Genomic DNA, 24,592 nt, shown 5'->3' with positions numbered 1-24,592 from the left:
CGTGCCTCTTCCATCCGGGCGACTCGCGCTGTGGTTGACGCTGGATGCCGTCACCGGTATCGGTCCGGTCACCGCCGCTCGCCTGCTGGCCCATTTTGGCGGTGACATTGTCACCCTGTTCGACGCCGACGACGGCGCCCTGCGAGCTCTTGGTCTGCAGAGCGCTCAAATCCAGCAGATGAGATGGCCCCAGCCGGTTGTCGAACAGGCGCTGAGCTGGGCCGCCGAGCCCGGCAATCATATCCTGTGTCCGGATGACCCCGCCTATCCCGCTTTGCTCAAAGAGATCCCTGCCGCCCCGCTGTTGCTCTACTGCCGTGGCAACCTGGCTGCCCTGTCTGTTCCTCAGCTGGCGATGGTCGGCACGCGCCATCCGACCTATGCCGGCAAGGACAATGCTGCCCGCCTCTGCAGGGAGCTGGTTGCCTGCGGGCTGGCCATCACCTCCGGACTGGCGCTTGGCATCGACGGGGTGTGTCATCAGCAAGCGTTGGCGGCAGGGGGGACTACCCTGGCCGTGCTGGGCTCAGGGCTCGACTGCCTCTATCCGAAGCGCCATCAGGGGTTGTCCATGGAGATCCTGGCGCGAGGCGGTTTGCTTATCTCCGAGCTGGCACCCGACAAGGGACCGCTGGCCGAGCACTTTCCACGGCGCAATCGCATCATCAGTGGCTTGTCGCTGGGTACCCTGGTGGTAGAGGCGGCCGAGCAGAGTGGTTCGCTCATCACGGCCCGTTATGCATTGGAACAGGGGCGAGAGGTCTTTGCCGTACCTGGTGCCCCGCAAAACGTGCAGGCACTGGGTTGCAACAAATTAATCCAGCAGGGGGCCAAACTTGTATTGAGCGCGGCCGATATAGTGGAAGAGCTGCCCGGATTTGTCGGTCTGCTGCAGCAAGTGGCTGACTTGTCTGAGCATTCGAATAATAGCGAATTGCCTTATGCCGATTTGTTGGATAACGTAGATTATGAGACCACGAGCGTGGATACCGTTGCCGAACGGTCCCAGCTTCCTGTCGAAGTGGTATTGGGCAGGTTGGTAGAGCTGGAGCTGGCCGGTGCAGTGATGGCGGTAGCCGGTGGATACGTCAGAGCGAGGAGGGCGAATCATGTTTGATGTATTGATGTACCTTTTCGAGACCTACATCCACAGCGATGCAGATGTGATGGTCGAGCAGAATGAACTCACCGACGAACTGAGCCGGGCAGGTTTCGACAAAGACGAGATCGAGAAGGCGCTCAACTGGCTGGAGCGACTGGCCAACCTGCATGACAGCGAGCGGGAGGTCTACGTGGCCGCCAGCGCGCAAGGCTCCATGCGTATCTATGCCCCACAAGAACTGGCACGCCTCAGTACCGAGTGCCGTGGTTTCCTGCTGTTTCTGGAACAAGCCCAGGTACTCAATGCCGAAACCCGCGAAATCTGCATCGAGCGCCTGCTTGAGCTTGATAAACCGGATATCGAGCTGGACGATCTGAAGTGGGTCGTCATGATGGTGCTGTTCAACGTACCGGGCAGTGAAAATGCCTACCAGCAGATGGAAGAGCTGGTGTTTGACGAGTCAGATGGTGTCATCCACTGACAGCCCGGTGCCGCGCTGGTAGAATTCAGGTCATCTGGATTTCAAGGCGCGGCCCATGTCAAAAATCGATCATCACCTCTTTTCAGCCCACGAACATGCCTTCGAGCGCGAACCGTGCCCGCAGTGTGGGGCCGAGCTGGTGATCCGCCAGGGCAAGCATGGTCCCTTCCTCGGTTGCTCCGCCTATCCTGCCTGCGATTACATCCGCTCCCTGACTCCATCCGGTCGTGACATCGAGAAGGTGCTCGAAGGCTCGGCCTGCCCGGACTGCGGCCAGCCGCTGGCCATCAAGAAGGGGCGTTATGGCCTGTTTGTCGGCTGCACCCAGTACCCGGCCTGCCAGCACATCGAATCCCTGCAGGAGAGCGACGATACCCAGATCCTCTGCCCGGAGTGTGGCAAGGGGCACCTCATCAGCCGAACCTCCCGCTATGGCAAGCAGTTCTACTCTTGCGACGGTTACCCCCATTGCAAATATGTGGTGAATGACAAGCCGGTCCCCATGCCTTGCCCACAATGTGGCTGGGGTATCATGGTCGAGAAAAAGGTGAGGGGAGCACTGCGCTGGATCTGCCCGCAAAAGAAATGCGGCCACCAGAGCGAGCAGGTATAATCCGGCCGCCACAAGCGAATTGAAACGTTTTCGGCTAACTTCAACCCCCCACTTGGAGTAAGGAAATTCCCACCATGAATAAACCCTTTGTTGCCGTATTGATGGGCTCTGATTCTGATTTTCCGGTGATGCAGACCACCCTCGAGGTGCTCAAGTCATTCGATATCGCGGTAGAAGTGAAAGTGACCTCCGCACACCGTACACCGGCTGCGACTCATCAGTACGTGACCGACGCCGAAGCCCGTGGCTGCAAGGTCTTTATCTGTGCCGCCGGCCTCGCCGCTCACCTGGCGGGCGCAGTGGCAGGCATCACGACTCGTCCCGTGATCGGTGTGCCCATCGATGGCGGCCCGCTCAAGGGGCTGGATGCGCTGCTTTCCACCGTGCAGATGCCGGGCGGGGTGCCGGTGGCGACCGTGGCGATCGGCAAGGCCGGCGCCAAGAATGCAGGCTATCTGGCAGCGCAGATGCTGGCAGTGGCGGATGATGAACTGGCGGCCAAGGTGCAGGCCGAACGCCAGAAAAATGCCGACGAGGTACTGGCCAAGGATGCCGCCTTGCAGGCCCTGCTCAAGTAAGCTCCGAGACGGCAACCACCACCCCGTTCGCCATCAGCCTCTCGCTGGTCGATGAGGGAGGGGCGCCAGGGTCGCCGTTCCGTAGGCTCAATGTTAATCAATGATGAGGCGACAGCCCGGCTGTCGCATTTTTTATGCCCAATGAATTTGAACTTGCAGTTGCTGCCCTCCAGCGCGATGGGGTGATTGCCTATGCGACCGAGGCGGTATTTGGCCTGGGTTGTGATCCTGACTCCGAGTCGGCGGTACACCGTCTGCTGGCGATCAAGCAACGCCCGGTGGAGAAGGGACTGATCCTGATCGCTGCCGATCTGGCTCAGTTGCAGGATTACATCGATCTGGACCAGCTCACTGACGAGCAGCTGGCCCGGGTGGAAGCGAGCTGGCCTGGTCCCTTCACCTGGATCATGCCGGCGCGCAGCAATACCCCCGCCTGGCTGACCGGTCAGTTCACTACCCTGGCGGTGCGTGTGACGGCCCATCCGCAGGTACAAGGGCTGTGTCGTGCCTTTGGCAAGCCGCTGGTCTCTACCAGTGCCAACCTGACGGGTGAAGAGCCGGCCCGCCGGGTGGCGGATATCGGCGAATTGTTGGCGAGTCAGCTGGCCTATATCCTGCCCGGCGAAGTGGGGGGGCAGGCCAATCCGTCCGAGATCAAGGATGCCAGAACCGGCGCCATCATCCGCCCCTCTTGAACCGCTCGGAGAGCGGCAATGCGGATCGGCTTAGCCCATCCGGCGACATCACAATAATGGGGTCAGGCGACGATCCTGGCTGACTGGAGACAAGATGAGCAAACCGGATGTGGCCCAGGTCAAGGCCTTCCTGCTGCAGTTGCAGGACGAGATCTGCCGTGGTCTGGAACTGACCGACGGCGTCGGACACTTTGTGGAAGATGCCTGGCGCCGTGAAGGAGGTGGCGGTGGCCGCACTCGCGTGCTGCGTCACGGTGCGGTGATCGAGCAGGGAGGGGTCAACTTCTCCCACGTTCATGGCGATGCCATGCCTGCCTCGGCAACGGCCCATCGGCCGGAACTGGCGGGCCGCCGGTTTGAGGCCATGGGGGTGTCGCTGGTGATCCACCCACACAATCCGTATGTGCCGACCAGCCACGCCAATGTGCGCTTCTTCATCGCCGAGAAAGAGGGGGAGGAGCCGATCTGGTGGTTTGGTGGCGGCTTCGATCTCACCCCGTTTTATCCGTTCGAAGAGGACGTACGGCATTGGCATCAGGTCTCCTTCGATCTTTGTCAGCCGTTCGGCACCGATATTTATCCCGAGTTCAAATCCTGGTGTGATCGCTACTTCTTCCTCAAGCACCGGGACGAGACACGCGGCGTCGGCGGCCTCTTCTTCGATGATCTGAATCGCTGGTCGTTTGCCGACTGTTTCGCCTTTATGCAGGCGGTTGGCAAGGGCTATCTCGATGCCTACCTACCGATTGTCGAACGCCGCAAGGGGCTGGCTTATGGCGAACGGGAGCGGGAATTCCAGCTCTATCGTCGTGGCCGCTATGTGGAGTTCAATCTGGTGTATGACCGTGGCACCCTGTTCGGTTTGCAGACAGGCGGGCGTACCGAATCGATCCTGATGTCGATGCCGCCGCTGGCGCGCTGGGAATATGACTGGCAGCCGTCCGCGGGCAGCCCGGAAGCATTGCTCTACACTGACTACCTCAAACCGCGCGAGTGGTTGTGACCAGAGGGGCCATGATGGCCCCTTCTTATTGGCCGATATTCGGCTTGTTCCTGAGTGCGAAAACCCGTTAAATCGGGAGATTGCCCTCTGAAGGAACTCTTTGATGGATCGTTATCTGGTTTTTGGCCACCCGGTGCGCCACAGCAAATCTCCCTTTATTCATACCCTGTTTGCCAGACAAACCCAGCAGGAGCTGGAATATGGTCTGGCCGAGCCTGCCGTCGAAGAGTTCGCCACTAGTCTGAGAGACTTCTTTGCCCAAGGTGGCAAGGGATGCAATGTCACCGTCCCCTTCAAGGAGCAGGCATTCGCCCTGGTCGATCGACTGAGTCCTCGGGCCCGGCGGGCGGGGGCAGTCAACACCATCAAGCTGACCGATGATGGCGTACTGCTGGGTGACAACACAGATGGTGCCGGGTTGGTGGCCGATCTCAAGGCGCATGGTGTGGCACTTGCCGGCAGCAGGATCCTGCTGCTGGGGGCGGGAGGCGCTGCGCGCGGTGCGCTGGCTCCGCTGCTGGCCGAGCAACCCGAGGCCTTGGTTATCGCCAACCGTACTCACGCTAGGGCGGAGCAGCTGGCTGCTGAGTTTCGCGATCTGGGGGCGGTCAGTGCCCAGACCTATGAGCAGCTGGGCGACCATTTCGATCTGATCATCAACTCCACCTCCGCCAGTCTGCAGGGGGAGTTGCCGCCGCTCCCTCCGGCGCTGATCCATGCCGATATCGCCATCTACGACATGATGTATGGCGCGACCGATACCCCCTTTATCGCCTGGGCCAAGGGGCAGGGGGCTCGTCAGACCGTAGACGGCCTCGGCATGCTGGTGGAACAGGCAGCAGAAGCCTTTACCGTGTGGCGAGGAATCCGGCCAGGGACTAAACAGGTATTGAGAGAACTGAAACGAAATCTGGGGACCCTATGAACCAAGGCATCTTGTTTCCCGAGCTGGCCGACTGGCAAGCGCACGAACAGCGGATCCACTTCCCTGCCCAGCAGATGGGGGCGCTGGTGGATTGCTACATCAGTCGCCGGCGTCTGGAGAAAATGACCGGGCTCTCCCTCGCCAGAGAGGAAGACATCCTGCGAGCCTTCGAAAGCGTGCGCTTTGACATCGAGGAGATTGCTGAAAAACTCATTGAGGAACAAGAGTTTGCAGAAGATGGAGCCATCTACCTCTGATTTTTTCAAGTTTTTTCTCAAAGCAGCGGAACTTGCGCCAAGTTGTGCTGACTAACTAGATAGTTGAGGAAGTGCTAGCTAGTCACCTTTATAACTCCCCGGTATTCGTACTGGGGATTTTTTTATCTATATGAAAAATAACATAATTTATGTAATTCATTTTTCGTGAAACTTAATTACATAAATTACTTTCACTTTCTGCTGCTTTGCTATACAGTTAGCAACGTAGGGTACAGAGGTAAGATGTTCTATCTTTCAGACCTTTTATTTCACGTAATTGAATGTGGCTGAATAGCGACCCCGGTGAGTCATCATCGGGGTGTTTTTTTATGGGTTGCGTTTAGAGCAAATGCTTTAATGTTGGCGAATGTTTGTTAGAATGAAGGGGCTTCTTGAGGAAAACCAGTCGTCTTTGTTCTCAAGATTTAGCTTCTTCCCAATTTTTGAACTGATTGTTTAAGGCCGGTACTGCATTTGCAGAACCGGCCTCATTTTTATCCTTTCCATTGACTGCTTTGTAATAAAATTTCACTTTGGTACTTATTTGGTGAGGAAACGCCCCCGCCGGCATCTATTTTTGAAAACGTTGCCAATGGGATTAAAAGTTAATTGTTATATAGAATTAACTATTTATCCCATTGATAAAAATGGTGTTTCAATAACTCATCGTAGGGAGTGGGCGATGTCACTGGCGAGAGGGGGTTATGGCAAGCAGACTGAAAGCCTTTCAATCAGCGGAGGAGCTGCTCCGCTAATTGCAGGGTTTGGTTGTGGTGTATACAGGACGTAGCTTACTCCTCGAGCGGTGCTGGCTCATCGTCAGCCATTTCATCGGCGCCTGCGAGATACCAGCCAGTCAGCGTCTGTGCCAGTTTTTCGACCCCGATCTGGGTCAGGGAAGAGAAGGCTTCCACCTGGATCTGCGGACCCAGCTCGGCTACGGCCTGACGTACCTTGATGACCTGATTGTTGCGCGGACCTGGGCTCAGCTTGTCGGCCTTGGTCAGCAGCAGCATGACCGGCAGTTTGCGGTGAGAGCTCCACTCCAGCATATTCATATCGGTATCTTTGAGCGGATGGCGGATGTCCATCAGGATCACCAGACCTTTCAATGACTCACGACGCTGCAGATATTCCGCCAGCGACTTTTGCCACTTGAGCTTCATTTCCAGCGGAACCTGCGCATAACCGTAGCCAGGCAGGTCGACCAGACGCTTGCCCGGTTCCAGCTCAAACAGGTTGATCAGCTGGGTGCGTCCCGGCGTCTTACTGGTGCGAGCCAGGTTCTTGTGCTTGGTCAAGGTATTCAATGCAGATGACTTACCGGCGTTGGAACGGCCGGCAAACGCAATCTCGACACCCCCATCATTTGGCAGGTGACGGATGTCGGGTGCGCTGGTCACAAAATGCACCTTATTGAAATTCAGAGTTTGTGTATCCAACGTAAATTCCCCATAGAGATAGAGGGTTATAGAGTTACTTTTTTGTGAAATCGTGTAAAATGGCGTCGCTTAAACGCGTTTATTTTAACATGCCTTCAGCGGCATGGGATCTGGAAGCCTAATAACGAGAAGTTGGAACGCCATGAAGAACCTAGTCATTACTCTTGCTCTGATGGTTGGCGTAACGGGGATGGCACAAGCCAAGGGCGATGCCGCTGCGGGACAAACCAAGGCTGCCGTTTGCGCGGCTTGTCATGGACCGGACGGCAACAGCCTAGTCGATATGTACCCCAAGATTGCTGGTCAGCACGCATCATATATCAAAAAGCAGTTAGTTGAACTGAAGGCTGCAGCTTCTGGTCAAACTGGCCGGGTTGCTCCCATCATGGGGCCGATGGCGCTTCCCCTGTCTGAACAGGACATGGAAGACCTGGCAGCCTACTTCTCCAGTCAGAAGGTGACGCCGCTCGCGGTACCCGATGACGCCGTCGCTGCAGGCAAGGCGCTGTACATGGGAGGGGACATGAGCCGTGGTCTGGCTGCCTGTACTGCCTGCCATGGTCCGCGTGGATCGGGCGTCGAGCAGGCCAAGTATCCGAGCCTGTCCGGCCAGCATCCTGCCTACATCAAGGCCCAGCTCACGGCCTTTAGGACCGCTGCCCGTGACAACGACCCGAACAGCATGATGCGGGACGTTGCCAAGAAGCTGACCGATCAGGATATCGAAGTACTGTCCAAATATGTGGCAGGTCTGCACTGATCAAGCCGGATGATATTATCTCATTGATATTGACGAGGAGCCGCCGGCTCCTCGTTTCTTTTTGGTCTTTAACACCATTTGGCCAATTTTTTCTCGCATTGTTGTAAGAGATCTCCCATTCATCAGCCTGGCCAGGGCTTAAACATTTTTAGAAAAATGCTTAGTAATTCATTAATTTCAATATGTTAAATGACAATAAGTCGTTTATCTCCGTTTGAAAACGTTCCTGATGGATTGAGTCACTTTATTAAATTGATACAGTGGATGCATGGAATGGCCCACGCGGCGGTTCACGACCGGGATGTCGTGAAGACAGGATGTCGATGAGGCAGGATGCCAAGGGCCACGCGAGTGGCAGGCAATGGATTGAAAGACCAGGATGGTGACCGTTCAGGAAGAGCGGGGCTGCGGGAAGCAATCACCCCAGAAGATGACCGGACGTCGTCTGCATGGGTCAGGCAAGCACACGCACATTCAGGATCGACCAATTAAGGTCAGGATGACCATACACAAAGATATGATGCGCAGATGTATCACCATGGACAGGGTGATTTGCAGCCAGGGATGGGACTCGCATAAACATATCAAGGCAGCTTCGGCTGCCTTTTTTCTTTTGGGTCATTAACCCGCTTGGTCATTCTGTGTCAAAATACCAGCAACATGCCCAGAGGATGCCGATCCTGCGGTATTCGAAGGCCATTTATGGCCGGATTGGTGCGGGATCCCGCTTTGTTTCTAATCCATCGTTCCCCGTGTCAGCATCCTCTTCCGGACCTTTTCGAACCGGAAACGGGTTTCAATCCAGTTATTTGTCGGAGTCATTCATTCATGTCGGCTAAACAACCCAATCGCAAACCTGCCGGTAAGCGCAAAGAATCAGATGCCAGTGCCCAGGAAGGCCGTGAGCGCAAACGCGCCGCCAAGCGCAAGGGCTTGAAGGCAGGATCCCGCCAGCAGGTCGAGCAGGCCGGCAAGAAGAGTGGCACCAAACAGGCCAAGGATCCGCGCATCGGTTCCCGCAAGCCGGTTGCCCTGATCGTGGAAGAGAAGAGCAGCAAGCCGGTCGCGCCCAAGCAGGTCAAAGAGAAGAAGCTGGTGATGACGCCGGAGCAGGAGCTGGCCTCCATCGAGAATGATGATCGCCTGAATGACCTGCTGGATCGGCTCGATGCCGGTGAGACCCTGGAAGCAACCGAGCAGGCCTGGGTTGATCAGCGGGTTGACCGCTATCAGGAGCTGATGGACGAGCTTGGCATCATCGACACTGATGATGACGAAGACGAGGCTGATTTTGATGAGGCCAACTTTGACGAGCCGGGCCAGCCAGCCTCCGAAGAGGAGCTGTGGGATCGTTTCACCCAGGTCGACTATCAGCCAGAGCCCAAGCCTGAGCCGAAGAAAAAGTGATGAGTGGATGGATGCTGGCCGCCTTGTTGGGCGGCCTGATTTTGTTGGGGCTGGCGTGGTATGCCGGTACCTTGCTGGCACGTCTCAAGCGCCAGCACGACAGTCAGCAGCAGGCTATCGCGGCCCGCAATGAACGGATCCTCGAGAGTGTCAGGGTCATTGCCCATGCGGTACGGGATGGTCAGTGCGACTACTCCGAGGGCGCCATCCGGCTGACCAATCTGCTGGATGCGTTGCAGATCAAGGGCGGTCGCGCCTTTGCCGGCGAATTTCCGGGTTTGTACGGTCTCTACGAGAAGGTGAAGGAGATGCCGACTCATGAGGCGAGACGGGCCCTCAAACGCAATGAAGTAATGAAGATGGATCTCGAACGCAGTGGCTATGAGGCCGAGCTGGAGGCGCAGATCCTCGAGGATGTGGCCAGACTGAAGGATTTTCAGTTAAGCCGGTGAGCCGATAACAAAAAAGAGGAAGCAAGCGTGCAAGCAGAACAGATTGTGTGGGATCAGGCCCTGATCGAGAAATATAACTACAGCGGTCCGCGTTACACCTCCTATCCCACTGCGCTGGAGTTCAACGAGGGTTTCGGTTATCCGGACTTCGTCCAGGCCGCGAGCCAGTATCCGGCGCGCAACCTGTCGCTCTACGTGCATATCCCCTTCTGTCACAAGCTCTGCTACTACTGCGGCTGCAACAAGGTGATCACTCGTCACCGCCACAAGGCCGATCAATACCTCGATTTCCTCGAGCAGGAGATCAAGGCGCAGGCCCCGCTGTTCAAGCAGCGGCTGGTGACCCAGTTGCACTGGGGCGGCGGCACTCCCACCTATCTGGATGAACCCCAGACTCGCCGACTGATGGCCATGTTGCGGGAGCATTTCCACTTCGCCGAAGAGGGCGAAATCAGCATCGAGGTGGATCCGCGGGAGATTGAGCTCTCCATGCTGGACGTGCTGCGGGAAATCGGCTTCAACCGCATCAGCCTCGGCGTGCAGGATTTCAACAAGGAGGTCCAGGTCGCGGTCAACCGCGAGCAGGACAACGACTTCATCCGCGCCATGCTGGAACGGGCTCGCGAACTGGGCTTTCGTTCCACCAACCTGGATCTCATCTACGGCTTGCCGCACCAGAACCGGGAGAGCTTCCATCACACCCTGGAAGAGGTGCTCAAGACCGAGCCGGCCCGTCTCTCCATCTTCAACTATGCCCACCTGCCCAGCCGTTTTGCCGCTCAGCATAAGCTGAAAGAGGCGGACATGCCGGCGCCGCAGGAAAAACTGGCCATGCTGCAGGACACCATCGCCTTCCTGACCGGCCGTGGTTATCAGTTCATCGGCATGGATCACTTCGCCAAGCCGGACGACGAGCTGGCGGTGGCCCAGCGTGAGGGCAAGCTGCACCGCAACTTCCAGGGCTATACCACCCAGGGGGATTGTGATCTGCTGGGGCTGGGGGTCTCCTCCATCAGCATGATCGGCGATGCCTATTCCCAGAACCAGAAAGAGCTCAAGGCCTACTATGGCCAGGTGGAAACGCTGGGGCATGCCCAGTGGAAGGGGTGCTCTCTCAATCAGGACGACCTAATCCGCCGCGAGGTGATCAAGCGCCTCATCTGCGATTTTCGCCTGAACTTTGCCGCCGTCGAGCAGGCCCATGGCCTGGCGTTCAGGGAGTACTTCGCGGAGGATCTCAAGCTGCTGCAGACCTTCATCGATGATGGCCTGGTGCGCATGACCGAAGAGGGGCTGGAGGTGGTCTCCACCGGTCAGCTGTTGATCCGCAACATCTGCATGTGCTTCGATGTCTACCTGCGGAGCAAGGCGCGCCAGCAGCAGTTCTCCCGGGTGATCTAAGCCGGTCGATGTCGTTGGGAAATAAAAAAACCGCCTCTCAGCGGTTTTTTTATTGGGCTTGCCCCTGCTCAGCGCTGGGCGGCGCGGGCGCTCAACTCGGCCTTCTCGGTATCGCTCAGGAAGGCCAGGGTCAGGCCGTTCTGCTGGGCGGTGCGGATCTCGCTCACCGTCATGCCGGCAGCCGGGGCCGCCACCTCGTATTCGTGGGGCAGGTCGATGCCTTCCACCGCCGGGTCGTCGGTGTTGAGGCAAGCCAGCACGCCGGCGGCCAGGAACTGGCGGATCGGGTGCTCGGTCAGGCTCGCCACCGTGGTGGTCTGAACGTTGGAGGTGAGGCAGGACTCGATGCCGATGCGGTGCTCGGCCAGATAGGCCATCAGGGCCGGATCCTGAACGGCTTTGACGCCGTGGCCGATACGTTCGGCACCCAGCTCGCGAATGGCCTGCCACATGCTCTCGGGGCCGGCGGCTTCACCGGCGTGCACGGTGACGCGCATGCCAGCATCACGCACCCGGCGGAAGTGGTCGGTGAACAGCTCGCCCGGGAAGCCCAGCTCGTCGCCGGCCAGATCGATGGCGACCAGCCGATCACGATGGGCCAGGCAGGCATCCAGTTCTTGCTTGCACTGCTCGGTGCCGAAGGTGCGGCTCATGATGCCGATCAGGTTGGTCTTGATGCCGAAGTCGCGGCTGCCAGCCGCCACGCCGTCGATGATGGCTTCGACCACGCCCTGCGGGTGCAGCTTGTGGGCCATTGCCATGTAGGCCGGGCTGAAACGCAGTTCGGCATAGTCGATGCCGGCGCGCAGCAGGTCTTCCACATTCTCGTAGGCGACCCGGCGGCAGGCGTCGTAATCGGCCAGCACGGCCACGCCCCAGTCCAGCTTTTTGAGGAAGGCGACCAGGCTCGGTTCATTCTCGACGATCTGCACATGGGGGCGCAGCGCCTCCAGCTCGAAGGCGGGCAGTTGGATGTTGTGCTGACGGCCCAGCTCGAGGATGGTCTGCGGGCGGATGTTGCCGTCCAGATGGCGGTGCAGGTCGGTCAGGGGAAGAGATCTGTCAATCATGATGGCGCCTTCTTCGAGTCGGGTGTGAAAGCCTGCCATTCTAGGCAGGGATCTCAAAAAAGATACCCCGTTTGAAATCAAACGGGGTCTTATTGGCCGGCGATTTGCCAAGGCGTGATGGGAATCGTTTTTCCCAAGGACTCAGGAGAGGTCGAGTTCCTTCAGCTTGCGGGTGAGGGTGTTGCGCCCCCAACCGAGCAGGCGGGCCGCTTCCTGTTTGTGACCATGGGTATGGTCCAGCGCGGTTTCCAGCATGATCCGCTCGAACTGGGGCAGGGCATCGGCCAGGATGTCGGTCTCCCCCAGCGCCAGCTTGGCGGCGACCCAATCCTGCAACTGCTGCTGCCAGCCGCCGGACAGGGCCGGCTGACCCGGTTCGGCGGTGCTGGTGATGGGGGTCAGCAGCTCGGTGGGTAGATCGCTCACCAGCACCTCCTGGCCCGAGGCCATCACGGTGAGCCAGCGGCAGACGTTCTCCAGCTGGCGCACGTTGCCCGGCCAGGGCAGGCGGCTGATGTAGGCCTGGGTATCCGGATGCAGACTTTTGGCCTCCACGTTCAGCTCCTTGGCTGCCCGCAGCAGGAAGTGCTGGGCCAGCTGGGGAATGTCCTCGCGGCGCTCCTTGAGGGCGGGAATGTGGATCCGGATGACATTGAGGCGGTGGAACAGGTCTTCCCGAAATTCACCGTCGGCCACCCGCTTCTCCAGATTCTGGTGGGTGGCGGCGATGATCCGCACATCCACCTGCACCGGCTGATGGCCGCCAACCCGGTAGAACTGGCCGTCGGCCAGTACCCGCAGCAGCCGGGTCTGCACATCCAGCGGCATGTCGCCTATCTCGTCGAGAAACAGGGTGCCGCCGTCGGCCTGTTCGAAGCGGCCGTGGCGAATGTTGTTGGCGCCGGTGAAGGCTCCCTTCTCATGGCCGAACAGTTCCGATTCGATGAGATCTTTCGGGATGGCGGCCATGTTGAGGGCGATGAAGTTCTTGTGGGCGCGCGGGCTGTGCTTGTGCAGGGCGTGGGCGACCAGCTCCTTGCCGGTGCCGCTCTGGCCGTTGATCAGCACCGAGATGCTGGAGCGCGACAGCCGGCCGATGGCGCGGAACACCTCCTGCATGGCCGGCGCCTCGCCGATGATCTCCGGGCTGCTGGCCGGATCCTGCTGGCGTGCCTTGCGTTTGGTGCGCTGCTCCTTGAGGTGATTCTCGGCGCGGCGCACCAGGGTTACCGCCTCGTCGATGTCGAACGGTTTGGGCAGGTATTCGAAGGCACCGCGCTGGTAGGCGTTGACCGCGCTGTCGAGATCCGAGTGGGCGGTCATGATGATGATGGGCAGATCGGCCTGGCGGCGATGGATCTGCTCAAGCAGGCTGAGGCCGTCGATGCCGGGCATGCGGATATCGGAGAGGATCACATCTGGTGAGCGCATTTCCAGCGAGCTCAGCAGCGCCTCGCCATCGGCGAAGCTCTCGCACTCGAAGCCTTCACTGCCGAGGGTGCGCTCCAGCACCCAGCGGATAGAACTGTCGTCATCGACGATCCACACTTTTGCTGTCATGACGTTCCCTTATTTGCGAAGCGGTAGAAAGATGGTGAATTCGGTGTGGCCTGGCCAGCTGATGCAGTCGATCCGCCCCTTGTGCTGGTCGATCAGGTTCTGGGCGATGGAGAGGCCGAGCCCGGTGCCCCCTTCCTTGCCGGTGATCATCGGATAGAAGAGGGTGTCGCGGATGGCATCCGGGATGCCGGGGCCGTTGTCGATGATCTTGATCTCGGCCGCTAGGCGGTAGCGCTGGCCGTGGATGGTGATCTGGAACGCGGTGCGGGTCTTGATGCGGATGAGGCCGGTCTGCTCGCCGATGGCCTCGGCGGCGTTGCGCACCATGTTGAGAAAGGCCTGCTGCAGCTGGTCCGACTCCATCTCGAATTCCGGGATGCTGGGATCGTAATCCCGCTCAATGCGCACCGTTGGCGGCAGCTCCAGCTCTACCAGCCGACGCACCTGCTCCAGCACCGAGTGCACGTTGTGCATCTGGTGACGACCCGGGCGCTGGGGGCCGAGCAGCCGATCGACCAGCACCCGCAGCCGGTCGGCCTGTTCGATGATGATGCCGGTGTATTCGCGCAGGGCGGGGTCGGGCAGCTCCTTTTGCAGCAGTTGGGCCGCGCCGCGCAGACCGCCGAGGGGATTCTTGATCTCGTGGGCCAGGCCGCGCACCAGCTCCTTGGCCGCCTGTTGCTGGGCATGCTGCTGCAGCTCCTGGCTGATCTTCTTCTGCTGGTCGATCTTGCGCAGCTCCACCACCATCAGCCGCTGCTCATGATCGGCCAGTGGGCTGACGCTCATCTCCACCAGTCTGGGCTCCCCTTCCACCACCAGGGTGACTTCACTGTCGGTGAAGCCCTGCCCCGAGCTGAGGCACTGCTTGAGCCGCTGCAGATCGAGGGAGATATGTTCCAGCAGGTGGGGCAGTTCGATACCGATCAGCCGGCGCTGACTGAGGGAGAGCAACTGCTCGGCGGCCGGGTTGACGAACTGGATGCAGAGCCGTTCATCCATCAGGATGACGGCGGTCAGCAAGTTATCGAGCAGTATCTTGGCTTGATCCGGGCGGGTTGGCACAGGTTTCTCCCTAAAACGGTGCTATACACCAGCAATGCACCAATGTGGTGCATTTAGTCTACCCGTATCGAGGCACAGGATCACCCCTTGTTGTTGAGGGGGGTCACTTTGGGTGCAGGATTGATGCTGGCCCGGTGCAGGTAGAAGGTGACTGGCTTGGATTTAGCAAGGATCGTACCGTCTTTGGCGAGCAGCTCGAGTTGGGCCTCGTGGGCACCGCGATCGAGGTTTTCGACCCGAATGGCGAGCGAGTTTTTAACGATGGGGGCAGCCTTGCCGTCCAGGGTCAGGCGCACATCGTACTGGGTCGGCGGTTGCGGGCTGATCTGACCCTGAAACACCACGTTGCCGGTGTTGTCGCGTAGGGTGCTGCCCTGTTCCGGGGAGAGCAGTTCGATCACCAGCTTGGCCGCTTCCTTCTCTTTCTTGGCATCGACGCCGGTGAGGCTGTTGAAGTTGTCAACTTGCACCGAGCGGGGTGAACTGCCGATGAAGGGGGCGACGCGCAGATCGACCTCCTTGGCTTTCTGGCCGGGGGGAGGGGCATCCGTATAGTGAACGACCCCCTGGCTGTCGGTCCAGGAGTATACCTTGGCAGCCTGGGCGCCGGTGGCGACCAGCAGCAACAGGCTCAGCATCCATACTGGGTTGGCGTTTTTCATCCATCTCTCCTTGACGGGATTTTGCTTAATCCTATCAGAGAAAAAACCCGCCTGTCGGCGGGTTTGGTCAAGTTCTGAGCTGGCTTCCGGATTAAACGGAGTAGTACAGTTCGAACTCCAGCGGATGCGGGGTCATGCGCACGCGGTCAACGTCCTGCTGCTTCAGCTCCAGGTAGGAGTTGATGAAGTCGTCGCTGAATACGCCGCCGCGGGTCAGGAACTCGCGATCCGCATCCAGCGCAGCCAGGGCTTCGTCCAGAGAGCCGGCCACGGTCGGCACTTCGGCTGCTTCTTCCGGCGGCAGGTCATACAAGTTCTTGTCCATGGCATCGCCCGGATGGATCTTGTTGATGATGCCGTCCAGACCGGCCATCAGCTGAGCTGCGAAGGCCAGGTACGGGTTGGCAGCCGGATCCGGGAAGCGGACTTCGATGCGGCGAGCTTTCGGGCTCGGCACTACCGGGATACGGATGGAGGCAGAGCGGTTGCGGGCAGAGTAGGCCAGCATGACCGGTGCTTCATAACCCGGTACCAGACGCTTGTAGGAGTTGGTGGTCGGGTTGGCGAAGGCGTTGATGGCCTTGGCATGCTTGATGATGCCGCCGATGTAGTGCAGCGCCATCTCGGACAGACCGCCGTACAGGTCGCCGGCGAACAGGTTGACGCCGTTCTTGGCCAGGGACTGGTGGCAGTGCATGCCGGAGCCGTTGTCACCGAACATGGGTTTCGGCATGAAGGTGACGGTCTTGTTGTAGGCGTGGGCCACGTTGTGGATCACGTACTTCAGCACCTGCACTTCATCCGCTTTCAGGGTGAGGGTGTTGAAACGGGTCGCGATCTCGTTCTGACCGGCAGTCGCCACTTCGTGGTGGTGAGCTTCAACGACCTGGCCCATCTCTTCCAGCACCAGACACATGGCGGCACGGATATCCTGAGAGGAGTCAACCGGTGCAACCGGGAAGTAGCCACCCTTGACGAAAGGACGGTGACCCTTGTTGCCGTGCTCGTAATCGGTACCGGAGTTCCAGGCGGCTTCTTCGGATTCGATCTTCACGAAGCTGTGGCCCATGGTGTTCGAGAAGGTGATGTTGTCGAACATGAAGAATTCCGGCTCCGGCCCGAACAGCACGGTGTCAGCGATGCCGCTGGACTTCAGGAAGTCTTCGGCACGCTTGGCGATGGAGCGCGGATCGCGGTCGTAGCCCTGCATGGTAGCCGGTTCCAGCACGTCACAGACGATGTTCAGGGTGGTCTCTTCGGTGAACGGATCCAGTTTGGCGGAGGCCGCATCCGGCATCAGCACCATGTCTGATTCGTTGATGCCCTTCCAGCCGCCGATGGAGGAACCATCGAACATCTTGCCGTCTTCGAAGAAATCTTCGTCAACCTGATGGGAAGGGATGGATACGTGCTGCTCTTTACCCTTGGTGTCGGTAAAGCGCAGGTCGACAAACTTGACTTCGTGTTCCTGGATCAGGGCCAAAACGTTCTGGGCTGACATGCTAAGTAACCTCCGGTGTTAAAACTCTTAGGGTGAATGCGTCATCACATTCACATAAGCCAGTATCGTGCCAAGTTTGTGACAGCTTGATTTCAGGGCATTTGGGGCTATCAGCCAGCCCTGAGACCCGCCATCTCAGCGCGTTACGCCTCAAAGTAGTGCATCCATGGATCGTTTTGGTGCACTAAAATGGTGCGCGTTATACGGTCAGCCCCCATCTAAGCAGGCTTTGATCGGAAGGTCTATGATCCTGATCCCCTGTTGTGCGCGAATGTACTGCAATTCTGCTAGGCAGATCACAAAGGCGAGAGTACAATTAGCGCCCAATTTTACCCGGTGATTGAGGCGAGAATGTTAGAGAATTTACGCAATATTGCGATTATTGCGCACGTTGACCACGGCAAAACGACTCTGGTTGATAAGCTGCTGCAGCAGTCCGGCACCCTGGACCGCTCCACGGAAGGCCAGGAACGGATCATGGACTCCAATGATCTGGAACGGGAACGTGGCATCACCATTCTCGCCAAGAACACTGCGATCCGCTGGAACGACTACCGCATCAACATCGTTGATACCCCGGGTCACGCCGACTTCGGTGGTGAGGTAGAGCGCGTACTGTCCATGGTTGACTCCGTGCTGCTGCTGGTTGACGCCGTTGATGGCCCGATGCCGCAAACCCGTTTCGTGACTCAGAAGGCATTCGCCCAGGGTCTGAAGCCGATCGTGGTCATCAACAAGATCGACCGTCCGGGTGCTCGTCCTGACTGGGTAATGGATCAGGTATTCGATCTGTTCGACAACCTGGGTGCCACCGACGAACAGCTGGACTTCAAAGTTGTTTACGCCTCTGCACTGAACGGTTGGGCCACCATGGATCAGGACGTTGAGTCCGATAACATGGAACCCCTGTTCCAGGCCATCGTTGACAACGTGGAAGCGCCCAAGGCTGATGCCGACGGTGGTTTCCAGATGCAGATCTCCCAGCTGGACTACAACTCCTATGTTGGCGTCATCGGTATCGGCCGCATCACCCGTGGTCGCGTCAAGACCAACCAGCAGGTCACCATCGTCGGTGCCGACGGCAAGTCCCGTACCGGCAAGGTCGGTCAGGTGCTGGGTTATCTGGGTCTGTCCCGTACCGAAGTGGCCGATGCGCAAGCTGGCGACATCATCGCCATCACCGGTCTGGGCGAGCTGAAGATCTCCGACACCATCTGTGACAACGGCGCCGTTGAAGCGCTGCCGCCGCTCTCCGTTGACGAGCCGACCGTGAACATGACCTTCCAGGTCAACACCTCACCGTTCGCCGGCAAAGAGGGCAAGTTCGTGACCTCCCGCAACATCCTGGAGCGTCTGAACCAGGAGCTGGTCCACAACGTGGCCCTGCGCGTGGAAGAGACCGATGATCCGGACAAGTTCCGTGTCTCCGGCCGTGGTGAACTGCACCTGTCCATCCTGATCGAAAACATGCGTCGCGAAGGTTACGAGCTGGCGGTATCCCGTCCGGAAGTTATCCTGCGCACCGTAGACGGCGTTCTGCAAGAACCGTTCGAAACCGTTACCGTGGACGTGGAAGAAGCGCACCAGGGTTCCGTGATGGAGCAACTCGGCCTGCGTAAGGGCGAGATGACCAACATGACCCCGGATGGCAAAGGCCGTGTTCGCCTTGACTTCATGATCCCGAGCCGTGGCCTGATCGGCTTCCAGACCGAGTTCATGACCCTGACTTCCGGTACCGGTCTGCTGTACCACACCTTCGACCACTACGGTCCGCATAAGGGTGGCAGCATCGGCGAGCGTCAGAACGGCGTGCTGATCTCCAACGCTACCGGCAAGGCGCTGACCTATGCCCTGTTCGGTCTGCAAGACCGCGGTCGTCTGTTCATCGGTCACGCGACCGAAGTGTACGAAGGCCAGGTGATCGGTATTCACTCCCGTTCCAACGACCTGACCGTGAACTGCCTGAAGGGCAAGCAGCTGACCAACATGCGTGCCTCCGGTACCGACGAAGCCCAGGTGCTGACTCCGCCGATCCGCATGTCGCTGGAACAGGCTCTGGAGTTCATCGACAACGACGAACTGGTTGAAGTCACTCCGAAGAGCATCCGTATCCGCAAGAAACTGCTGACCGAGATGGATCGCAAGCGCGCCGGTCGTGCTTGATATCTGTTCATCGACAGACAGAGAGAGGCCTTCGGGCCTCTTTTTTATGCCTGCTCGCCGCGGGCAGGCGGCTGCAGGTGCCGGTGCGAGTCGTACCCGGCCGGCCCATGGGTGGTCAAATGACCATGCTATCTGACACAATGTCTGCACTATGAAGACGTTGGGAGCGACAATGCAGCAGAAATTCGGCGGCCGTCTTGGCCATGCCCTCTCTTTTTTACGCCACGATGGTGGCCATTTTGCCCAGTTCGTCTGGGGCCGTTTCCAGCAGGACAGGCTGACGGTCACCGCCGGCTATCTGGCCTATGTGACCCTGCTCTCCCTGGTGCCCATGATCGCCGTGGTATTCGGCATGATGTCGGCCTTTCCGGTGTTTCAGAGCCTGAAGCAGGCGATGGAGCAGTTCGTCTATCACAACTTCGTGCCTACCGCTGGCGAGATGCTCAAGGAGTACATCGATGGCTTCGTGGCCAACGCTACCAACACCACGGCAGTCGGTATCGGCGCCTTGATCGTGGTGGCGCTGATGCTGATATCGGCCATCGACAAGAACCTCAACTACATCTGGCGCTCCACCCAGAGCCGGCCACTGGCCCAGGCATTTGCCATGTACTGGATGATCCTGACGCTGGGGCCCGTGCTCATCGGGGCCAGCATCGCCATCTCCTCCTACATTTTCTCGCTGCGGCTGTTCGGGGCCGAGAGCCTGTTCGGCATCGGCTATCTGTTGCTGCGCGGCCTGCCGTTCCTGTTCTCGGTACTCACCTTCCTGCTGGTCTATACCGTGGTGCCCAACTGCAAGGTGCGGCTGATGCACGCCTTCATCGGGGCCCTAGTGGCGGCCACCCTGTTCGAGCTGGCCAAGCGCGGTTTTGCCATCTACATCACCAACTTCCCCTCCTATCAGGCCATCTATGGCGCGCTGGCGACCATCCCCATCCTGTTTGTCTGGGTTTACCTGAGCTGGCTGGTGGTCTTGCTTGGCGCGGAAACCACCGCCTGTCTTGGTGAATATGAGCGACCGGGTGCCGATGAGTTGGCCTGATCCGGTCCCTTGCTGTTAGCATCGACGACCGCCCCCGTCAGCAGATGGGGGCGGTCGTTTTGTTTTGAGAGGAGAGGGATGTGATTGCACTGATTCAGCGGGTCAGCGAGGCCAGCGTAACGGTAGAGGGCGAGGTGACCGGGGCCATCGGCCAGGGTCTACTGGTGCTGCTCGGGGTGGAGCAGGGGGATGACGAGGCCAAGGCCGACAAGCTGCTGCACAAGGTGAGCGGTTACCGCATCTTCTCCGATGAGAATGGCAAGATGAACCTCAACGTAAGCCAGGCCGGCGGCAGCCTGTTGGTGGTCTCCCAGTTCACCCTGGCGGCGGATACCAACAAGGGGATGAGACCCAGCTTCTCCGGCGGCGCCAATCCGGTCGAGGCCGAGCGGCTGTACGACTACTTCGTGGCGCAGGCCGCTGCCAGCGGCATCCCGACCGCCACCGGCCGCTTCGCTGCCGACATGAAGGTGGCGCTGGTCAACGACGGCCCGGTTACCTTCTGGCTACAGGTCTGACGCCAGCTCGTAGCGGGGGGCTGTGTGCAGCAGGACGTTGCGCAGCCCCGGCACCGGGTAGGGGGTGGTGGGGCCGACCCACTGCTCCAGCAGCATCAGCACCCGGGTCAGCTCGAGACGGGTGCGCGGCAGCAGGTTGATGATGAGCTCGCCGTTCAGGCGGGGGGCCAGCGCCTGATAAATGCGCTCCTGGAACAGCAGGGGCGGGTTGCCGTCCTGGCTGAACAGGTCGAGCAGAATGAGGTCGTACTGCGCCTCGCTCTGTTCCAGAAAGGCGAGGGCATCGGCCTGGTGCAGGGTTGGCGTGCGCTGTGGGTGTTGGTCGGGCTGAAAGAACAGCTGATAGAGGGTGATAACCTCTTCATCGAGGTCGACGCACTCGTGACGGGCATCGGGCCAGCGCTGGTGCAGATGGCGGGTGAGATCGCCGCCCCCCAGCCCCAGCTCGAGGATGCTGCCGGCCTGTTCGGGTAGTAGACAGGCGATCACCTGCTGGTGCGGCAGGCAGAGGGTGGCGGGCTCGGCCAGGGACATGGCCGACTGCACCACGCCGTCGATCTCCAACCAGCGATGATGGGCATTTTCCTGTACGGTGAGCCGACGCTGGGGCTTGGCGCTGAGGTGCAATAAGTGGTCGGCTTGGTACGCTTGCAGATTGAAGTCCATGAATTTGCACGGCAAGATGGTTTTCGACCAGTGTAACTCAAGGATGGAACTATGTACCGGGTGGTCACCCCCCAGACGGCAGCCGAACCGGATGCCCATTATCAGTTGAGCTGGGAGGCATGGGTGCGCAAGCCCTTCCGTCTGTCCGTCGGCGCTAACTCAAGGATCGCTTTATGTACCGGGTAGTCACTCCTCAAACGGCCGCCGAGCTGGACGCTTACTACCAGTTGCGCTGGGAACTACTGCGTAAACCCTTCAATCTGCCCGTCGGTTCCGAGCGGGATGAATACGATACCGTCGCCATTCACCGGCTGATGCTGGCCCCCGACGGCACGCCCATCGCGGTGGGGCGGCTGTTTGTCGGCGGTGACGAGGCCCAGATCCGCTTCATGGCGCTGCGCCCCGAATTTCGTGGTCAGGGGCTGGGTGCCCGCATGGTGGAAGATCTCGAACAACTGGCCCGCAGCGAGAAGGTGAAGCGGCTGGTGATGAATGCCCGCCAGGAGGCGGTGGAGTTCTACCGCAAGTGCGGCTTTCTCGAGGTGGGGGAAGGCCCCGTCTCCTTCGGTCGCATCCCGCACCGCCAGATGATCAAGTCCCTGAGCCCGCTGCAGACCATCCAGTACCGGCCGGAGTGGTGCCAGGATCTCACTACCCGTTGGTCGCGCGGCATTCCCATCAGCGAGAAGATGGGGGTGCACATCACCCACTACGACGGCCAGACCTTCCACCTCAAGGCCAATCTGGCGGCCAATCTCAACGTGCACGACACCATGTTCGCCGGCAGCATCTACAGCCAGTGCGTGCTGGCGGGATGGGGCCTGATCTGGCTGCAGCTCAAGGAGGCGGGGCTGGTGGGGGATACAGTGCTGGCGGAGGGCAACATCAAGTACTATCGGCCGGTCAAGGAGGAGCCGGAGGCGCGGGTGGCGCGCGAAGGCATGCCCGCCGTGCTCGAGCCGCTCAAGGCTGGCGAATCTGCCAAGTTCAGCCTCAAGATCAAGCTTTTCAGCGGCGACAAGCTGGCGGCCGAGTTCCTCGGTCACTACGTGGTGCAGCCGGTGAAGCGGCCGGGCCAGTAGCCCCGCGCTGGTTCCCATCAAGCAACAAGGCCTCATCACGAGGCCTTGTTGCTTTCTGTCGGCTAGCCGTTGGCCGCCTGTGCGGCCTGGGCTTTCGGCGCCGGTCGCCAGAGCGGGCTGCTGTTGCCCTGGGGTGGGTAGCGTACGCCGGTCTCCCAGCCACAGCCGTCCGGTTTTTGCTGGAAGCCCCAGCTGAGGGTCGGCTCGGCGAGCGGCCCGCGCCACTGGCCGAGCAGCTCGGCGCAGTGCTGGCCGTTGAGGACGCCCAGATCCAGCTGCCACTGCTCATTGACCAGATCGACGCTGCCCTGCACCCCCAGCAGGTGGGTGATGGTGGAAGCGCCGGCCTGCTCGATCTTCAGCTGGCCTTGCGCCACCTTGCCCTGCAGCTTGATGCGATAGAAGGGGGTGTCGCCCTCCTGCATCGCCTGCCAGAGCTCGCCCGGGCTGAGGGTTGGCGCCGCCACCTGCTTGAACCACTGATCCAGCAGCGGATCTATCTTCACCTTGTCCCAGAACGGCTCGGTGGCATCGAGCGCAATGTTTCCCTGCAGGGAGCTGCGCCAGGCGCCCGGAGTGCCGCCGTGCAGCGCCTGCAGATCGGCGCTCAGATCCATCTTGCCGGCGAAGGAGACGGGGGAGTGGAGGATCTTGCCCCACTGCACCAGATCCAGTTTCTCGCCCTTGAGCTGCAACCGGCTGGTCTGGCCCGGCTCGCGCCCCCACTGGCCGCTCAGGCTGAGGCTGCCTTCATCCGGCAGCGAGCTGGTGAGCTTGTTGAGCTGCCAGGAGCCGGCCGTCAGCTCGCCATCCAGCTCGCCGTTGCGGGCACTGAGGCCGTCCCACACCAGTTCGAACCAGGCGCTCTCGAGCCGGGCCCGGCCCAGCAGCGGCCCCGGCTGGTTGCCGCGCAGGCTGAGATCGGTCAGGTAGAACTGCCAGCCGGTCAGCGACAGGGGCAGGGTATCGTCGAAGGAGAGCACCTTGAGCTTGTCGAAGGCCAGCTTGCGGATGTCGATCTGCTGCGGGCGCCAGCGCTGCCAATCCTGCCACCACCCTTCCGGCAGGCTGATGTCCATGCCGCTCAGCGCCATGTCCTTGAGGGTCAGCTTCTGCTGCAGGGGATCGAGGGAGAGCTCCAGGTTGAACTCCCCTTCATAGGCCTTGCCCTGCAGCTCGGCATCCAGCTGCTGGGGCGAGAAGGCGACCTTGCCCTGAATGGCCTCCAGCTGGAACAGGCCACGGCCGAGATCGCCGAGGGTCCCCGAGAAGTAGCCGCTGGGCGTGCTGCCGGCTTGCCAGTTGAAGGCGGTCAGCTGGCCGTTGAGGTTGTTGAGGGCCAGCTCCTGCTCGATGTCGTTGAAGCTGAGATCCCGGATCTGGCCGAGATCCAGGCTGACCTGGCGCAGGGGGGATTCGGCTTTGGCAAGAGTGCCCCACTCGATGCGCATGCCCTGGGTCTTGAGGTTGTTCAGCCGCAGGCTGCGGGCGGGCCAGTCCAGCACCATGCCGGTTTCGAGCAGACCGTCGAACAGGTTGGCGGTCAGCTTGTCGGTACTCAGTACCTGCCCCTCCAGCCGGCCGGCCAGATTGAGACGGGAGAGGGCCCAGGCCGGGGTCGCCAGCTCATTGATGTTGAGAGTCAGGTTGGCCTGGGGCGGGCGCACCGGATTGAGCAGCTGCCAGTCGCTCAGGGTGGCGTTGAGGCCGCGCAGGGTCAGCCCGTCGCTCTCCAGGCTGAGCCGGTCGATGGTGCTGTCGGCGATGGTGAGAGAGTGCACCGGCAGGCTCGGCAGCTGGTTGGGCAACGGCAGCTTGATGGCCGGGCGAATGAGATCGAGATGGGCGATGCGCACGTCCCGGCTCAGCCAGTCGATGCTCTCTATCTCGAGATAGATCTTGTCGAGGGTCACGGCATTGCCGTAACTCACCTGCTCTGCCAGCAGGGTGTAGGGATGAAGCGGGTTGAACACCAGCCGGCCTATGGTGACCGGCACGCCGGTCTGCTGGCTGAGCCAGCCGGCGATGGGCCCCTTGGCCCGCTCGGCGTCGAACAGACCGAGCCCGACCCAGACAAAGAGCAACAGGAAGGCAAGGGTGTAGAGCAGGCCGCGCAGCCAGGAATTCATCAGTACTTTCCTCCT

At 59.9% G+C, this 24,592-nt stretch carries 24 protein-coding genes; 16 read left to right on the top strand and 8 right to left on the bottom strand.

Annotated features, from left to right (window positions below; all coding sequences use genetic code 11):
* Position 1: 1 nt before the first annotated feature.
* From dprA to ACPW75_RS19300, 8 genes are all read left to right on the top strand, one after another.
* On the top strand, positions 2-1,117 hold the full coding sequence (dprA, locus tag ACPW75_RS19335) for a DNA-processing protein DprA (RefSeq protein ID WP_077095845.1): 1,116 nt from the start codon (positions 2-4) through the stop codon (positions 1,115-1,117).
* On the top strand, positions 1,110-1,583 hold the full coding sequence (locus ACPW75_RS19330; protein WP_011704269.1) for a DUF494 family protein: 474 nt from the start codon (positions 1,110-1,112) through the stop codon (positions 1,581-1,583). Before dprA ends, ACPW75_RS19330 begins: the two co-directional genes overlap by 8 nt.
* Before the next feature lie 55 nt (positions 1,584-1,638).
* Positions 1,639-2,196, top strand: coding sequence for a DNA topoisomerase family protein (locus ACPW75_RS19325; protein ID WP_017410581.1), 558 nt, complete (start codon positions 1,639-1,641; stop codon positions 2,194-2,196).
* Positions 2,197-2,270: 74 nt separating this feature from the next.
* Positions 2,271-2,774 (top strand): 5-(carboxyamino)imidazole ribonucleotide mutase, encoded by a 504-nt coding sequence (gene purE / locus ACPW75_RS19320; protein WP_011704271.1) that lies wholly within the window; start codon positions 2,271-2,273, stop codon positions 2,772-2,774.
* A gap of 134 nt (positions 2,775-2,908) precedes the next feature.
* Positions 2,909-3,469 (top strand): Sua5/YciO/YrdC/YwlC family protein, encoded by a 561-nt coding sequence (locus ACPW75_RS19315; RefSeq protein WP_077095844.1) that lies wholly within the window; start codon positions 2,909-2,911, stop codon positions 3,467-3,469.
* A 94-nt stretch (positions 3,470-3,563) separates the two neighbouring features.
* Positions 3,564-4,472: an oxygen-dependent coproporphyrinogen oxidase gene (hemF, locus tag ACPW75_RS19310; protein ID WP_077095843.1), complete on the top strand. Its 909-nt coding sequence runs from the start codon at positions 3,564-3,566 to the stop codon at positions 4,470-4,472.
* A 103-nt stretch (positions 4,473-4,575) separates the two neighbouring features.
* Positions 4,576-5,397 (top strand): shikimate dehydrogenase, encoded by an 822-nt coding sequence (gene aroE, locus ACPW75_RS19305; protein WP_077095842.1) that lies wholly within the window; start codon positions 4,576-4,578, stop codon positions 5,395-5,397.
* Positions 5,394-5,654, top strand: a complete 261-nt coding sequence (locus ACPW75_RS19300; RefSeq protein WP_016349082.1) for a DUF1488 domain-containing protein — start codon at positions 5,394-5,396, stop codon at positions 5,652-5,654. Before aroE ends, ACPW75_RS19300 begins: the two co-directional genes overlap by 4 nt.
* Before the next feature lie 791 nt (positions 5,655-6,445).
* Here ACPW75_RS19300 and yihA read toward each other — a convergent pair.
* On the bottom strand, positions 6,446-7,096 hold the full coding sequence (yihA, locus tag ACPW75_RS19295; protein WP_077095841.1) for a ribosome biogenesis GTP-binding protein YihA/YsxC: 651 nt from the start codon (positions 7,094-7,096) through the stop codon (positions 6,446-6,448).
* 142 nt (positions 7,097-7,238) lie between these two features.
* On the opposite strand from yihA, the gene ACPW75_RS19290 reads away from it, so the two are divergent.
* From ACPW75_RS19290 to hemN, 4 genes are all read left to right on the top strand, one after another.
* Positions 7,239-7,856 carry a c-type cytochrome gene (locus ACPW75_RS19290; protein WP_179101372.1) on the top strand — a complete coding sequence of 206 codons (618 nt, stop codon included), beginning with the start codon at positions 7,239-7,241 and terminating at the stop codon, positions 7,854-7,856.
* Between the two features lie 828 nt (positions 7,857-8,684).
* Positions 8,685-9,263, top strand: a complete 579-nt coding sequence (gene yihI / locus ACPW75_RS19285; RefSeq protein WP_179101371.1) for a Der GTPase-activating protein YihI — start codon at positions 8,685-8,687, stop codon at positions 9,261-9,263.
* A gap of 11 nt (positions 9,264-9,274) precedes the next feature.
* Positions 9,275-9,715, top strand: coding sequence for a DUF2489 domain-containing protein (locus tag ACPW75_RS19280; protein WP_016349087.1), 441 nt, complete (start codon positions 9,275-9,277; stop codon positions 9,713-9,715).
* A 27-nt stretch (positions 9,716-9,742) separates the two neighbouring features.
* Positions 9,743-11,116: an oxygen-independent coproporphyrinogen III oxidase gene (gene hemN / locus ACPW75_RS19275; RefSeq protein WP_077095838.1), complete on the top strand. Its 1,374-nt coding sequence runs from the start codon at positions 9,743-9,745 to the stop codon at positions 11,114-11,116.
* 68 nt (positions 11,117-11,184) lie between these two features.
* On the opposite strand, the gene add is transcribed toward hemN, so the two are convergent.
* The 5 genes from add to glnA form a co-directional block, all read right to left on the bottom strand.
* Positions 11,185-12,186 carry an adenosine deaminase gene (gene add, locus ACPW75_RS19270; protein ID WP_077095873.1) on the bottom strand — a complete coding sequence of 334 codons (1,002 nt, stop codon included), beginning with the start codon at positions 12,184-12,186 and terminating at the stop codon, positions 11,185-11,187.
* 141 nt (positions 12,187-12,327) lie between these two features.
* Positions 12,328-13,746 (bottom strand): nitrogen regulation protein NR(I), encoded by a 1,419-nt coding sequence (glnG, locus tag ACPW75_RS19265; RefSeq protein WP_010635441.1) that lies wholly within the window; start codon positions 13,744-13,746, stop codon positions 12,328-12,330.
* Between the two features lie 9 nt (positions 13,747-13,755).
* Entirely contained in the window at positions 13,756-14,811 is a 1,056-nt protein-coding gene (gene glnL, locus ACPW75_RS19260; protein ID WP_077095837.1) for a nitrogen regulation protein NR(II), read from the bottom strand.
* Between the two features lie 80 nt (positions 14,812-14,891).
* The gene (locus tag ACPW75_RS19255) at positions 14,892-15,473 is read right to left on the bottom strand and encodes a DUF4124 domain-containing protein (protein WP_011704283.1); all 582 of its coding nucleotides are present in this window, start codon (positions 15,471-15,473) and stop codon (positions 14,892-14,894) included.
* 91 nt (positions 15,474-15,564) lie between these two features.
* Entirely contained in the window at positions 15,565-16,974 is a 1,410-nt protein-coding gene (gene glnA, locus ACPW75_RS19250) for a glutamate--ammonia ligase (RefSeq protein ID WP_011704284.1), read from the bottom strand.
* A gap of 351 nt (positions 16,975-17,325) precedes the next feature.
* Here glnA and typA point away from each other — a divergent pair, with 351 nt between their 5' ends.
* The 3 genes from typA (at position 17,326) to dtd (ending at position 20,700) form a co-directional block, all read left to right on the top strand.
* Positions 17,326-19,137: a translational GTPase TypA gene (gene typA / locus ACPW75_RS19245; protein WP_011704285.1), complete on the top strand. Its 1,812-nt coding sequence runs from the start codon at positions 17,326-17,328 to the stop codon at positions 19,135-19,137.
* A gap of 172 nt (positions 19,138-19,309) precedes the next feature.
* On the top strand, positions 19,310-20,182 hold the full coding sequence (locus ACPW75_RS19240; protein ID WP_011704286.1) for a virulence factor BrkB family protein: 873 nt from the start codon (positions 19,310-19,312) through the stop codon (positions 20,180-20,182).
* Between the two features lie 80 nt (positions 20,183-20,262).
* Positions 20,263-20,700, top strand: coding sequence for a D-aminoacyl-tRNA deacylase (gene dtd, locus ACPW75_RS19235; protein WP_049046762.1), 438 nt, complete (start codon positions 20,263-20,265; stop codon positions 20,698-20,700).
* Here the strand turns inward: dtd and ACPW75_RS19230 are convergent.
* Positions 20,689-21,366, bottom strand: coding sequence for a spermidine synthase (locus ACPW75_RS19230; protein WP_026080434.1), 678 nt, complete (start codon positions 21,364-21,366; stop codon positions 20,689-20,691). The two genes, dtd and ACPW75_RS19230, sit on opposite strands and share 12 nt — an antisense overlap.
* Before the next feature lie 173 nt (positions 21,367-21,539).
* Here ACPW75_RS19230 and ACPW75_RS19225 point away from each other — a divergent pair, with 173 nt between their 5' ends.
* On the top strand, positions 21,540-22,448 hold the full coding sequence (locus ACPW75_RS19225; protein WP_011704289.1) for a bifunctional GNAT family N-acetyltransferase/hotdog fold thioesterase: 909 nt from the start codon (positions 21,540-21,542) through the stop codon (positions 22,446-22,448).
* A gap of 62 nt (positions 22,449-22,510) precedes the next feature.
* On the opposite strand, the gene ACPW75_RS19220 is transcribed toward ACPW75_RS19225, so the two are convergent.
* The gene (locus ACPW75_RS19220; protein ID WP_077095835.1) at positions 22,511-24,577 is read right to left on the bottom strand and encodes an AsmA-like C-terminal region-containing protein; all 2,067 of its coding nucleotides are present in this window, start codon (positions 24,575-24,577) and stop codon (positions 22,511-22,513) included.
* Between the last annotated feature and the right edge of the window lie 15 nt (positions 24,578-24,592).

The organism is Aeromonas sp. FL131 (assembly GCF_049860615.1).
Lineage (GTDB): Bacteria > Pseudomonadota > Gammaproteobacteria > Enterobacterales > Aeromonadaceae > Aeromonas > Aeromonas hydrophila.
This window is presented reverse-complemented; position numbering and strand designations above follow the sequence as displayed.